The sequence below is a fragment of the Endozoicomonas gorgoniicola genome (assembly GCF_025562715.2).
Lineage (GTDB): Bacteria > Pseudomonadota > Gammaproteobacteria > Pseudomonadales > Endozoicomonadaceae > Endozoicomonas_A > Endozoicomonas_A gorgoniicola.
This window is the reverse complement of record NZ_JAPFCC010000001.1, coordinates 3,907,476-3,920,942: the sequence shown is the minus strand read 5'-3', so window position 1 is coordinate 3,920,942 and position 13,467 is coordinate 3,907,476. Positions and strand designations below refer to the sequence as shown.

Below are 13,467 nucleotides of genomic sequence, written 5' to 3'. Positions count from 1 at the left end.
TTAAAGGCTACTTAACGTACAGAACCAGTTTAGTACTCAATGACAATCAAGCGCTAGCCTTTTGGCCGGTTGGTGATAAGAAAGAATAGTCTCTCTGGTTCCGTCGCTGTAAATGGACACAGTGGTCAGACTCAGCGTGACGCTGGCATTGATACCGATAAAATGACAAAGCGGATTGTATTTTCTGATAGACGTCCAAATGAATGCAACACCAAAAAGGTGACCTCCATGTCAGCCTTTTTAACTGAGCCAATACCGATAAAACCGGTGTTTTAAAACTTCACTGATCCGCTACCTTCCGAACATTTACGAGCCGCATAGCCCAGTATTGCACCCGCAGCAAAAGTCCAACTCCCTATGGCAACCGCAATGGGAAGACTCTTGACTACGTAGGCAGGAAAAGAATTTTGAGAATCTCCCATTTCGTCCCCAAAACTCGTACAATTGAAGCTCGTAAAATCAGGTCTTATGAGGCGATCTGGATGATGCCGGTATTCATACAATTCCAGTTCCTCACGCCCCAGATCAACAATCAGCTCATCTTTCACCGGGCTAAATGCGCCACCATAGACACTTTCATAGGCCTTTACAAAATCAACCTGCAGAGGCTGATCCGGGTTTACCACATCAAAAATGGTTACTCCCGAGCCCTCGCCAAGGGTTCCCATCGCCATCAGCTTTCCATCACGACTGATATCAACAAAGGATACTGGCCTCTTTATTTCTTTAACGCCTGACAATAACGTCGGATTTTCGGGAGACTCCATGTTATAAAAAAGAATGGAGTGTTGAAATGTGTAACCAGCCACCGCCAGCCACCTGGAATCCGGGCTTATTGTCAGATCGACCGTCCAGGTTCCGTTGTCATCCTCGGGATATTTATCAGTAATCATCAGTTTGGGGGCGGTAAGATCGCTTAAATCATAAACTTTAAGTCTGAAACCATTGCCAACGAAGGCCACCCATTTTTGGTCCGGGCTGAGGGCAACATTAAACAGTACGCTGCCCACCTCGGTTTTTGATTGTTCCAGCGGCTTTAAAGGGTTGGAAATATCATAGACCCGGAATATTTTGTTCCTTCCCCCTACCACCATAAATTTCCCATCCTGGCTGATGGTAAGGCAACTGGCTTGTCCATCGGGCCACGCAAGCGTACTGACGTGTTGCGGCTTTTTCATATCTTCTACATTGTCAATACGAACCTGCCCGTCCTGGTTAATAGAAAACAGAAATCTTCCGTCCGGGCTGAACTGATTGTCATAATTAAAACCATGACTAAACTTGGTTTCATTGACTTCAACAGGTTCACTGAACCGGCTGATATCAAAAGTGTCGTACTGACCTCCGTATTTAAACTTGTTGTCTTTATCTACATAAGCGCGAACCCCCGTATTGAGGTATTTCCCGTCTTTGGTAAACGCCATGCCTTTAACGTGCCTATGAGGTAAATACTCAGGGTAGTTTTTATAGGGGTAGGAAATGCTACTTTTTTTTGTACGGTGAAACGGAGCGTAAAAATAAGTCTGAGAGTCTGCTCCCCTGGTCGGTGCCTGTGTCTGCACCTGTGTCGGTGTGTCCGTCGGCAGAGCCAGACCATTGCTGCTTGCAGGGGCTTCTGCCCGGGCATTTTTTGTGACGAAACTACAACACAAAAAAGCAGCACTCACAGTAAGTAACAATTTCATAAAAAGCTTCTCACATGACTGATTTGCTCACCCATTAAAGATTAAAGATTGCAGTTTTGCTTTATTAATAGCCATTTTTCTCGCGTACTGTCGGGCTTCGCTGGGCTTGCTCTTATTTTGAGACGGGTCTGGTCTTTGATCTGAAGCTATCTCTGAAGTTCATCTCTTTGATATATTGACTGATCCTGAAGGCATATATGGAGATCCTCTTGAATGGAAGTAACAAGTACCTTTCAAAAGGTAAGTGCAGATCACCCTTCTCAAAAAATTCACTGGTGTGAACAGCGGCAAAGACTGGAAATTGACTGGTCTGACACTCTTGGCTATCCCTGCAAGTTGTATGTAAATAGTTGGAAAAATGGTTCTGAGTGGTGGTCTCAGCTGGCCGATGAAGTTCACCGCCCGGAGGTATTTTCTGAGCCTGGCCTGAATCTGCTGGCGAAGACAGACAGCCTGGCCATAACCCATTGGCAATCCACTATTCCGGAAAATTTACTTCTTGCCCTGCAACCCTTTCGTCTATGGAATTTTTCACTGTTACAAATGGCCTTTCAGTGGCGGGAAATGAGAGACCTGATTGATTCTAATCCTGCACTGGTATGGTTGGTAAGAGAATATGCAGATACTCATAATTTATCCCATAGCAGGCTCCGGCGGTTACTGAACCTCAAACAGCACCAGATCTTAAAAAACATCGGGCTAACCGGGACAAAATCGTCGGTGCGTTCACTTCGGCGTATTCAGGTTGAAAGCTACAACCCTTCAATGGCGGAGCTGGTGAGACAGTTATGGCGTCAGCCTGAGATTGTTGAGCAATTTAAACACCAGCAGAAAATTGATCGGCCATTTATGCGCCTTATTCAAAGGTTGCCCTGGATTGCCGGAAGGCCGCTTGCTAAAACCCTTGATACTATTGAATGCCATTGGCGGTACGAAGAGCTGATTCAACGGGTTATTGATACCCGTTCTATGTCCCAGAACGATCCGGAAGTGGAGGAAAGACTAGCCTGTGCCCGGAGCTTTGCTGCCGTTGAGAATCTCCACAGACGTGCCATAGAGACGTTTAATGTTCGCAATCAGGGACGATTAGCCAGAGTCACGGCTCTCGCTGATGATGACGGCGATTTCTTGCCCTTTCCTGATCCACCAGATCCCGGCACAGCGGATATCCAGCCAATACTCACTCCTCAGGCTCTGCTCGATGAAGGCAGGAGGATGGAGCATTGTGTCGGAAGCTATATTCGAACCGTCCAGGATGGCAATTATTTCGTTTATCATATGAAGTCACCAGAGCCTCTCACTATTGGTGTTCGGGTGAGGCAGGGGCGCATTACAAACTATGACCAGATTGAAGGGGTTCAAAATTGCAGGCCAACGGAAGAGGCAAAAAACAAGATGTTGGCCTGGATAACTGCGGCTGTATCTAAAAGAACTTCTCTTATTGCATAAGGGCTTTAAGGTCTTTTAGTGTCAGAGCAGGCTTTTCTCTATGAATCATTGCGTGGCAGTTTGGGCAGACTGGTCTCAGGTCTTTGGCTGGATCAAGCACATACTCTTCCCCGATCTCTGAGATAGGTGTAATGTGATGAACATGAATGAAGCCTGCACCAGCACTTCCGTAAACAGCTTCAAAGTCAAATTCGCACACGCAGCACTTTATCCCCCATTTCTCAATGCATCTTGTTCTTGCCGCGCGACTTCTTTCGTAGATATTGACTGTAACTTGCATTTTTGCACCTTCAGTAACTATCTCAGCGTCAACTACTCCTTCTTGCTTGCTTTCACTCCAGTATCGAATAACCGGACTTCCCCAGCCTTCTGGTGCTTTACGGTAGTCAAGCTTCTCGAGCTCTTCATTATGGAATCGTTTGTTCAGGAAGTGGGCAATACGACTGTACGCACTGAAATGGGTTCCTGATCCCTTACCACCTTCATTATATTTCTCAATGATTTCACCCCAGCTATCTGGATATTGGGAGCTGTATTCTTTTGCAAACTCGAAAGTTGAAAATGAACTCCCGCCAAATGAGTTTAAAACTGATACAAACTCTTGATCTCTCATTACTTAACCCCCCCTGAAATCCTCTTCTGCAAGTCCTGTGGGATTTCTTTACAGGGCGTCACTTTCTCATGATTTTGTGCAGGTTTCTATTTATACGACCAAAATATTCTAATAGGGACGGCATTAAAGCTTGTATAGCCTTCTCTGCAGGCTGTACTAGTGAATCGTAGGCTTCTCTTACTCATGCTGTAGTTATTGGATAACAAAAAGAAGTACTCTGATTGAGTACTATTTCTTAGGCTTACACTTGGAGGTTGGCACGGCATCCCAAGGGTTATCAGGCCACCAGTGCTTCGTATCATATTACGAGAAATAGATTGACACTCACGAGAAGTCAATGATGGTAAGGCATGTAGCTGCTTTTGTTGAAAGGGTGATTGACGCACCAATATTGCCAATAAGATTGACACTTTTTGGACTCTCATTGGTCGAGATTGACACGACAGATACCTCGTAAGCTCGAATGTCACAAACTCTTCCCAAACGCAAATGAACCTTATCCACAGCCAGTACGTAGACTCTTTGTTGATCACATGCAGCGCATTTTAGCAGAGCAGTAGTCCAATCCACTATTTTATCTTTTTTGGGATTCAGAACCAGAATTGGAATATTGGTTGATGCCTTCTTTCAGTTAAGGGGAGCGGCAATCAATAATTTACCGGTTTCGGAACAATTGTCACATCCCATTTCTTTAACTCAGGGTGGAGAATGATGTGAGGCTGTATTTCAGCTAATTCCTGTTTACTCAGTCTCACCCCTTTTTGATACGGTTGATCAAGTAGCTTCACTATCGGGTTATGCATTTCCATACCATTGCCTTTGTCCACTCTAAAACAGACGTTACTGTGTTTAGAAGGCTGCCATTCCAATGGTTCTCAAGATAAGACCAGCCTCGTTCAATCGGATTGTACTTGCTGTGGTAGGGGGGGTAGTAAACCAGACGTACTTTCAGCCCCACTTTTTTGGCAAACTCAACCATTCTGAAAAGAAACTAGGTTCGGTGGCTGTTACTTTCAGGTCCGCTGGCTCGCTCACTTCCGGCATATCCCAGCTGCGGTTATTGCCTGCTCTGGCCACCAGTGGCGGTAGCCAGGCCGTAACCAGATCGCCAATTTCCACCCGTACCGCTGGCGGATCGTAACGCACCGCCTGTACCCGGCCAGGGCGAGCCAGGTTAGCCAGCTTGCGGGCCAGCTCCACCAACTCAAACGATCCGTTCATATTCATGCTCGTTACCGGTTCCGGTGTCAGGCTCAATGCCCACATAAACCTCTTTGGGCAATACCCCGGATTCATTCCAGATGTTGTGGGCATCGAGCCGTTGGGGAGTGCTGCACTGCCCCTGCAGGCCCCACAGGCTGTCAGGAATCAGCAGCATCAGGCTTTCCACCAGGTTCAACACTGCCCGGTCTCTGGGTAATCCGGGTAGATCCTTCGCCACCACAAACGCCGTCAGTTGCAGTTCCACATGATGCCGACCGTCGCCCAGTGCCATATTACCCGGTACAGCCAGTGCCGCCAGGTAGATAGCAGGTGCTTTTTTGCCCAGCTGCTTCAGCTCCGAAGCGTCAAAGCGGCCACAGTGCAGGTCGCAGGCTTTAAGGGTGGGTAAACGCTTTTTAACACCTGCAATAACCGCCTCTAAAAAGCTCAGCAGGGTTACAGGAGCTGGCTCAGCCATGCTTCGATGACCTCGTTCAGTTCGTTTTCATTATCAGACGACAGACCCAGATAAGGCCGTGCAGGGATCGGTTTGCCGACAGGCTCCCCGCCTAACTGGTGGATTGCGCCATAAATCAGCCCGGTGCCAATCTTTACCTCATCGCCACTAACCTGGTAAGCGATGGAGTCCAGCAGATGCCCCTGATACTCCAGCATTCCGCCAGACGACCATTCTGACTTGCGGGTGGCCCTGTCATCGCTCAAAGGCTCCCAGGGAGAACCCTCCGGCGCTTCCTTCTCTTCGGACAGACGCCGCTGGGTCTGGCTTTCCACCATGCCGCCGATCTGCTCCAGCAGGTCGTTATAATCGGCTGAGGCCAGCTGGTTCAGGCGTTCGGCCAGCGCCTCCAACCCTTTGATGTTCTGGGTAAGAGTAACGCCCGCCATTACAGGAGGCCGCTCAGGGTCTTGCGGGTATGGAGCCGTTCACCCCACTGACCAGCTGCACGTCGCCCGCCGTGTTTTCATCCGGCGTACTGGCTTCGGGCAAGCCAAGACGCATGGAACCATCAGCCAGCGCCTTAAGGGTTTTAACCGCATTCTGGTAGCGCCCTTTCACCAGGTCGGACATAGTAACCTCAGTCTCGCTGAGCCAGTACACAGTCAGGCTGACCGCCAGTCGTTTAATGGTTTCCGGCACTTTTGGCAACGGCATCAGGTAACGGCTGGACAGGTGCATTTTGATCTCGTCCGTAGCGTCGGCAATGGCACGATCCACGACGGCGGTATTGACCTCGCCGGTGCCGTCCCGGTCTGACAGGATAATCAGCTCGTCTTTGCTGCCGGTGCGCTCTATCAGATCCTGCTGGGTGATGTAGGCTGCCATAGTCGCTCACTGCCTATTCAATAATGAGGTTTGTCTCAGCCTTGAGCTGGCTGATCTGGTCATCGCTTAACAGCTCGGCCTTGATCTTTCTGCCTTCGTGGGGCCAGAACTTGCCACAGCGGTAGAAGCCGGTTTTTAACTTCGCCCGGATGTGGTAAAAGTCAGAGGCTGGTGTTCGATGTCCCAGGGAACATCACGACCGACATTGCGAGTTCTTGCCAGAACGGCTTCAGGGGTGGAGTTATGCCAGGTGCGCCCGTCCTGACCGGAGAACTGACCGGCTGGTATCAGCGGCAGCCACTCGGGAGCCTGACCTGATTCAGTCAGCTGGAAGTTCAGCGCAAGATCTACGGCTACACGGTCTTGTTCCTGTTCTGAATTAAGTGCGAGGTAGATTTTCTGTTTCATAGCCTTTGAGGTTAAAGGCTATGGCGGGGGATCGGTTCTAAAGGGTTTTAGTGCTTCAGGTCAATACCAGATGCAGTCTTAAAACATACCATGAATGCTCTATTCAAGGAAGGCTGTGAAATGGTCATCAATCAAGTCATTATTCACCGAATCATCAAAGAACGGAACACAAGGGGAGCCACATACAAGGAGGGTAAAAAATTATTACCTACGGACTCTCCTATCGTGATAAAGGTTGTTGATGACATCTTCAAGCTATTTGGGAAACGTGAAAACACTGCTACTTACGGCACATTTGAAGAATCACCCACCAAGATTTTCCCCAAAGATTTTCAGACATATATCCACTCTTCCAGACATGAGGATAACTTCAAGGCCATTGCCTTATGTGCGCTGACATCTCTAACCGACAAAGCTGCCAGTGAGACATTCTCAACAGGTGGTTACTTGCTGGTTGCAGATTACAAGTCTCAAAATAAAAATTACCTCATGGTTGCCATGATCAAAGAACGACCTGGCGTTATGATCAACGACGACCTAGAGCCAACAGAACAGATGGAGATTGATCTGAGCAAACTTCATCAGGCTTGCAAAATAAACCAGTCACTTTTTTCAGACTACATATCATCCCCCGATACAAAAGACAATGCAGGTTACCTGAAATTTGTCAGTCAGAAGACCGGCAAGGACGCATCAGATTACTTTTTAGAAGGGCTTGGCTGCAAAAAAGGCAGCAACGCCAAGAAGGCCACTGACGCCGTTATAAAGGGTACGCATGAATTTTTCAGAAAAACGCCAACCCTTCAAAAAGATGCGTTAGAAGCTAGGGAAAGTGTTGCACGATACCTTGATGAGAACATTAATAATGGCCCTGTAACACTGGAAAACATTGGCCACGTGGTATCAAAGCTATTTCCACCTGAAGATGCTGACGAACTGTTCGAAAAATACATTGGAATGATGAATGATGAAGATCATCAGGTTCCAGCCCAATTTAATGTGAATAATGAGATCATTAAAAGATACAAAAAAGTCAAAGTAACAAAAGAAAACGGCTTTGATCTTAATTTTGACCGCACTTTATTCGGGACAACCCCAAGGGCGAGAGTGTATTATGACGAAAAAAACAACAAGCTCACCTTTACTTTGAAAGAACAACATTCCGAGATAGAACAGCTTGTAAAAGAGTTCGAGACGCGCAGCAATGACACAAGAGCCATCAGGGATATTCAACAGCACAGTCACGCTTTACCGGAAACTGAATAAGCCTGAGCTGAAAAACAATAGTTTTTCCTGTGAGCTTAGGGCTGATGCTGAGCTTTGCAAACTTTTGGGCGCATTCTTAAGCAATCCTGGCCCTGCAAACACTTCTGGTGAAGTCCGGTTCATAGCCGTCGATGGCATTGAATATATTGAAGGCTATAGCGAGCTGCCTGACCTTGAACCCGGTACAAAAATAGAGCTTGAGTTTGACTTACCTTCAGGCGAAGCGCATTTCTATGCAAGTGCCAGAGAATATGCTGATGACGCCTACAGCCTGAAATCTGGTGAGCCTGCCTCTAACGCCTACATTGTTGACCTGGACTACCTGTCAGGTGAGGCAAACCCACCTGGAGAAGTACAAAAACTCAATAACGTCAGTAAGCTCATCCAGATGCTGAGGGATCTGGCTCACTTTCAAGGTTCTGATCATCCCAGCGGTCATCTCCAGATGGGTTTCGTTGTACGTGGAAAAAACGACAATGCCTACGAACCTTTTGACCTGACTACAGAATTTAATTCACAAGTTCTTGACCACCCTCTTCTGGATCTCGAACTGTTAGAAGACATCCTGAATAGAGAAGGCAGTATCAAAGCTCATGCTGAAGAACGGAAGAATATCTTTCGATTCAGTATTGCTGAAGTGTTGAGCAGACGACCAGGCCGCAATAAAAATATCTGTGATCTGGTACAGGCATGGGAAGAAGTGATCGACTGCTATGAGAAGAACTTTGAAATATACATATCTGACTTCTCATTCAGCAGGGTCACTCAGGAGCTTGCAGACAAACAGGTTGAATTATCTAAGAAACTAGGAGGCGTGTTAAACGACATATCCGGCAAAGTACTGACTATCCCTGTATCGCTGGCAGCAGTTGGACCATTGATCAACCAAGAAGACTTGCTTTCAGCAGCGATTCTGACATTTGGCGCTTTGCTTCTTAGTATCTTTTTATCATTACTGACAAGTAACCAGAAAATTCAGTTCTCAATGGTATGTGACAGTGTGCGGATGGTACTCAAAAGCTTCCACACTCAAACTCAAGCTGATTCACTAAACAAAGAAATCACAAAAGTCCGTGAAAGCCTTGCAAAGCAAATGTTCAGGATTGGAGTATACATTCAGCTGATTCGATTTTCGGCCTGGCTACCTGCCATTACAGCAGCATTGATATTTTTCTATAAATTCTCATGACTCCTAAACCAAAACATCGCCGTTACAGGGGTCTTAGGGGAGTGGCATAATAAACTTTACCGGAGTATCTTTCCTGCTTACTCCCTCTGTGATTGATTGTGAACGTCATGTCCAACGTTAACGTTAATGTCACCCCTGAATGCAAACACCTCATTGTACTTGCTGCTAAAAAGCTCTGAACACAGAGCCTTTATTGCTGAAGTCGCTGAACAGCTCTGTTTTGGTAGTCCACGCCTTACTGAAACCGAGTTCAATTTTGGCCGTCATACCGTTGAACTCGGGATGCATGAAAAAAGGACAGGACTTATTTGCTGTGGAAATTACGTATCTCAGGGCAAGCCAAAAGCAGAAGTAGCAAATCCTCAACTGGAACAAGACATTCGAAGCTTGGTAGACCCAGAAAGTGAAGGCAGGAGGATGGAGCATTGTGTCGGAAGCTATATTCGAACCGTCCAGGGTGGCAATTATTTCGTTTATCATATGGAGTCACCAGAGTCTCTCACTATTGGTGTTCGGGTGAGGCAGGGGTGCATTACAAACTATGACCAGATTGAAGGGGTTCGTAATGGCAGGCCAACGGAAGAGGCCAAAAACAAGGTGTTGGCCTGGATAACTGCGGCTGTATCTAAAAAAACGTCTTTTATTGCATAATGGCTTTAAGGTCTTTTAGTGTCAGAGCAGGCTTTTTTCTATGAATCATTGCGTGGCAGTTTGGGCAGACCGGTCTCAGGTCTTTGGCTGGATCAAGCACATACTCTTCCCTGATCTCTGAGATAGGTGTAATGTGATGAACATGAATGAAGCCTGCACCAGCACTGCCGTAAACAGCTTCAAAGTCAAATTCGCACACGCAGCACTTTACCCCCCATTTCTCAATGCATCTTGTTCTTGCCGCGCGACTTCTTTCGTAGATATTGACTGTAACTTGCATTTTTGCACCTTCAGTAACTATATCAGCGTCATCTACTTCTTCAGAAAACCAAGGGTCGTCATATTTTTGCTTGCTTTCACTCCAGTATCGAATAACCGGACTTCCCCAGCCTTCTGGTGCTTTACGGTAGTCAAGCTTTTCCAGCTCTTCATTATGGAATCGTTTGTTCAGGAAGTGGGCAATCCGACTGTACGCACTGAAATGGGTTCCTGACCCCTTACCGCCTTCATTATATTTCTCAATGATTTCACCCCAGCTATCTGGATATTGGGAGCTGTATTCTTTTGCAAACTCGAAAGTTGAAAATGAACTCCCGCCAAATGAGTTTAAAACTGATACAAACTCTTGATCTCTCATTACTTAACCCCCTGAAATCCTCTTCTGCAAGTCCTGTGGGATTTCTTTACAGGGCGTCACTTTCTCATGATTTTGTGCAGGTTTCTATTTATACGACCAAAATTGTCTAATAGGGACGGCATTAAAGCTTGTATAGCCTTCTCTGCAGGCTGTATTGTATGGTTCGTACAGTGAATCGTAGGCTTCTCTTACTCATGCTGTAGTTCTTGGATAACAAAAAGAAGTACTCTGATTGAGTACTATTTCTTAGGCTTGCACTTGGAGGTTGGCACGGCAACCCAAGGGCTATCTGGCCACCAGTGTTTAGAATACCGCCCTTTTAATTCTTTTTTTACCTCCTGGTAGGTATTGTTCCAGAAGCTTTCGAGGTCTTGTGTTTTTTGCACAGGACGTCGGGCAGGTGAAAGCAGCTCAATGGTCAGCGGCACTTTGCCATACGCCAGCTCAGGTGTTTTAGACAAGCCAAACAGTTCCTGTAATTTCACAGCGAGAATCGGTTCCTGCGGATTGCTGTAATCAATACGGATTTGTGAACCGCTTGGTACTTCCAGCTTTTCGGGGGCTTGTTTGTCCAGTTCCTGCAAGCGTGACCAGTCGGTTGCTGCCTGAAGGCATTGTGTCATATTCAGCTGCTTCAAATGCTCCAGTCTCGACATTCCAGCAAGAAAGGGTGCCAGCCATTCTTCCAGTGTGTTAAGTAATGCCTGATCGCTGAAATCTGGCCAGCTGTCGTCTATCCTGTACAGGCATTGTATGCGGTGTCGGAAGCCCTCGCTGGCTTTATCCCAGGGTAAAACGGAAAGCCCCATTTCCCGAATACCCGACATTAATCCTTTGGTTTTAATGTCAGGATTTAAGTTTTCGATGGCTTTACTGCTGAGGGTTATGGCTTTGAATTTATCCACCCGGTTGGCGATCACGGCCTTCTCTTTTTTATCCCAGCGAATGTCATCAATCGTATCAATCTGCTCATGAAACAGTCTTTCTATAACCGTTGTCGTTACAGGGCAGGCCAGATAGATTAAGGCTTCACGCTGATGGCTGTGCCCACCCAGGGAAGGAATGACCAGATAGTCCTCTGCCGAGAGAGGCTCTGCATCCCGAAAGGTGACGCCCTGACCACTGCTCATTAAATAACGTCCATTCTGAGAGCGGCGTTGGGCAACACGATCCGGATAGGCGCAGGCCAGCAAAAGAGCAATGTCGTCGGTTTGATAATCCTTGCGATGTGCAGCAAGACCAAGACGTTTCTGCCACTGGCGGCTCAACTGTTTGTAATGGTTGATTTGTGAGCGTGAAACAGTCATTCCAGGAATAGCCTGTCCTTCCAGTAATGAGAGGCGAAGATTGATATCACTTCCGGCATCCCGGACTCCGGCTAACGGGTCCCGTTCACTTAATAGAACGCAGAGTTGTGCCGCCAGCCATTCAGTGTCGTACTTTTTAGCCATCAACACCATGTGTGCAAGACGTGGATGCAGGCCAAGCTCTGCCATTCTCTGACCATGGCGGGTAATTCCAGGCTGATCTTCATTTTTACGGACTGCACCAAGCTGTTCCAGCAAGTCCATTGCCCGGGCAAAAGCGGGTGCTGGTACCGGTGTCAGCCATTCCAGCTCATTCGGGTCGCTGACTCCCCAGGCCAGTAGTTCCAGAGTCAGGGCGGAAAGGTCAGCGTTAACTATTTCCGGTGCAGAATGTGCCATTAATTGCTGTTGTTCTGTCTCAGTCCATAACCGGTAGCAATGACCGGGTGCCAGACGTCCGGCACGGCCTGCCCGTTGTTCAGCACTGGCTCTTGAAACTCGTATAGTATCCAGGCTGGACATTCCTGTGCGTGGGTTAAAACGGGCAGTTCGTGTCAAACCGGCATCGACAACAATGTGAACACCTTCGATGGTCAGGCTTGATTCGGCAATGGCAGTGGTTAGCACAATCTTGCGCAGACCCTCAGGAGCAGGTTGGATGGCCCGATCCTGAGCCTGTTTATCAAGATCACCATACAGCTGATGGATCGTGACCTTTTTAAACAGAGCGTCAGATAGAGAGCCACTTTCCAAAGCCTGAGCAACCTGTCGTATTTCACCGACACCCGGAAGGAATACCAGCACACTGCCATCATGCCTGCTCAGAGCTGTCTGAATCGTAGAGGCGCACTGGCTGATCAGCTCCCGTTTGTCCCTTATGGCGACTCCTCTGGCAAGAGAACGCTCCCGGTAATAACAGGTGACAGGGTAGCTTTTTCCCTCGCTTTTGATCACTGGACAGTTCAGGAAACCTGCTATTTCTTCCGTCGCCAGCGTGGCGGACATCACCAGAATTTTAAGAGGGTTATCTTCTTCCCTATAACCCTCCTGACATTGCAGAGCCAGTGCCAGCCCCAGGTCAGCCTGTAAACTTCGCTCATGGAATTCGTCGAAAATAACCAGACCAACGCCTTCCAGTGAAGGGTCAGATTGCAGCATGCGGGTCAGTACGCCTTCCGTGACGACTTCGATACGAGTTTTTGCACTCACCCGGGTATCCAGTTGCATGCGCCAGCCAACCGTCACACCCACTTCTTCTCCCAGTAGCCCGGCCATGCGGCGAGCCACGGAACGGGCTGCCAGACGACGTGGTTCAAGTAAGAGAATTTTCTGGCCGTTTAAGAAATCCGCTTGCAGTAAGTCAAGTGGTACAAGCGTTGTTTTACCCGCCCCGGGTGGAGCCTGAAGTAAAACACATTTATCGTCGTTCAATTCCTGACGAAGCTGTGGGAGGATTTGAGAAACAGGCAGGTGGTTTGGAAGTGCGGCCATTAAAGTTGTCAGTGCTGATGATACAAAGGCTTGCCATTTTAGCTGGTTTTCATTCAAAAAGAGCCTTGTAAAGTGGAAGTTTAATGACGACCCCCCGGGATTATCAGACATTGAGGCTTTTATTCGCCCAAATTCATAAGCTAAAACACATCCTGTATCCGTACGCCAAGTGTATCAAAGCCATCGCTGATTCTGCTTATTGCTTGAATCCAGCTTCTTTTAA

Annotated in this window: 14 protein-coding genes; 4 read left to right on the top strand and 10 right to left on the bottom strand. The window is 47.5% G+C overall.

The window, feature by feature from the left end; genetic code table 11:
- Positions 1-272: 272 nt before the first annotated feature.
- On the bottom strand, positions 273-1,685 hold the full coding sequence (locus NX722_RS17825) for a WD40 repeat domain-containing protein (protein ID WP_262564202.1): 1,413 nt from the start codon (positions 1,683-1,685) through the stop codon (positions 273-275).
- A 213-nt stretch (positions 1,686-1,898) separates the two neighbouring features.
- On the opposite strand from NX722_RS17825, the gene NX722_RS17820 reads away from it, so the two are divergent.
- Positions 1,899-3,134 carry a PcfJ domain-containing protein gene (locus tag NX722_RS17820; protein WP_262564201.1) on the top strand — a complete coding sequence of 412 codons (1,236 nt, stop codon included), beginning with the start codon at positions 1,899-1,901 and terminating at the stop codon, positions 3,132-3,134.
- Here the strand turns inward: NX722_RS17820 and NX722_RS17815 are convergent.
- The 7 genes from NX722_RS17815 to NX722_RS17790 all read right to left on the bottom strand — a co-directional run bounded on the left by NX722_RS17815 (position 3,124) and on the right by NX722_RS17790 (position 6,703).
- A complete protein-coding gene (locus tag NX722_RS17815; RefSeq protein WP_262564200.1) occupies positions 3,124-3,747 on the bottom strand; it encodes an HNH endonuclease in 624 nt (207 codons plus the stop codon). The genes NX722_RS17820 and NX722_RS17815 overlap by 11 nt on opposite strands.
- Before the next feature lie 787 nt (positions 3,748-4,534).
- A complete protein-coding gene (locus tag NX722_RS28930) occupies positions 4,535-4,726 on the bottom strand; it encodes an ISAzo13-like element transposase-related protein (RefSeq protein ID WP_407648008.1) in 192 nt (63 codons plus the stop codon).
- Positions 4,696-4,974, bottom strand: a complete 279-nt coding sequence (locus tag NX722_RS17810; RefSeq protein WP_262564199.1) for a phage baseplate assembly protein V — start codon at positions 4,972-4,974, stop codon at positions 4,696-4,698. The genes NX722_RS28930 and NX722_RS17810 overlap by 31 nt, the downstream gene beginning before the upstream one ends.
- Complete coding sequence (locus NX722_RS17805; RefSeq protein ID WP_262564198.1) at positions 4,952-5,428, bottom strand: hypothetical protein; 477 nt, start codon at positions 5,426-5,428, stop codon at positions 4,952-4,954. The genes NX722_RS17810 and NX722_RS17805 overlap by 23 nt, the downstream gene beginning before the upstream one ends.
- The gene (locus tag NX722_RS17800; protein ID WP_262564197.1) at positions 5,407-5,856 is read right to left on the bottom strand and encodes a phage virion morphogenesis protein; all 450 of its coding nucleotides are present in this window, start codon (positions 5,854-5,856) and stop codon (positions 5,407-5,409) included. The genes NX722_RS17805 and NX722_RS17800 overlap by 22 nt, the downstream gene beginning before the upstream one ends.
- A gap of 13 nt (positions 5,857-5,869) precedes the next feature.
- On the bottom strand, positions 5,870-6,295 hold the full coding sequence (locus NX722_RS17795) for a gp436 family protein (RefSeq protein ID WP_262564196.1): 426 nt from the start codon (positions 6,293-6,295) through the stop codon (positions 5,870-5,872).
- Positions 6,296-6,430: 135 nt separating this feature from the next.
- Positions 6,431-6,703, bottom strand: coding sequence for a phage protease (locus tag NX722_RS17790; protein WP_262564195.1), 273 nt, complete (start codon positions 6,701-6,703; stop codon positions 6,431-6,433).
- 120 nt (positions 6,704-6,823) lie between these two features.
- Between NX722_RS17790 and NX722_RS17785 the strand changes: the two genes are divergently transcribed.
- The 3 genes from NX722_RS17785 (at position 6,824) to NX722_RS17775 (ending at position 9,809) form a co-directional block, all read left to right on the top strand.
- Positions 6,824-7,969, top strand: a complete 1,146-nt coding sequence (locus tag NX722_RS17785) for a nucleoid-associated protein (RefSeq protein WP_262564194.1) — start codon at positions 6,824-6,826, stop codon at positions 7,967-7,969.
- Positions 7,908-9,158: a hypothetical protein gene (locus tag NX722_RS17780; RefSeq protein ID WP_262564193.1), complete on the top strand. Its 1,251-nt coding sequence runs from the start codon at positions 7,908-7,910 to the stop codon at positions 9,156-9,158. The genes NX722_RS17785 and NX722_RS17780 overlap by 62 nt, the downstream gene beginning before the upstream one ends.
- 126 nt (positions 9,159-9,284) lie before the next feature.
- Positions 9,285-9,809, top strand: coding sequence for a PcfJ domain-containing protein (locus NX722_RS17775; RefSeq protein WP_262564192.1), 525 nt, complete (start codon positions 9,285-9,287; stop codon positions 9,807-9,809).
- Here the strand turns inward: NX722_RS17775 and NX722_RS17770 are convergent.
- Both NX722_RS17770 and hrpB read right to left on the bottom strand, forming a co-directional pair.
- Entirely contained in the window at positions 9,799-10,446 is a 648-nt protein-coding gene (locus tag NX722_RS17770) for an HNH endonuclease (protein ID WP_262564191.1), read from the bottom strand. The genes NX722_RS17775 and NX722_RS17770 overlap by 11 nt on opposite strands.
- A gap of 239 nt (positions 10,447-10,685) precedes the next feature.
- On the bottom strand, positions 10,686-13,244 hold the full coding sequence (hrpB, locus tag NX722_RS17765; RefSeq protein ID WP_262564190.1) for an ATP-dependent helicase HrpB: 2,559 nt from the start codon (positions 13,242-13,244) through the stop codon (positions 10,686-10,688).
- Positions 13,245-13,467: the final 223 nt, after the last annotated feature.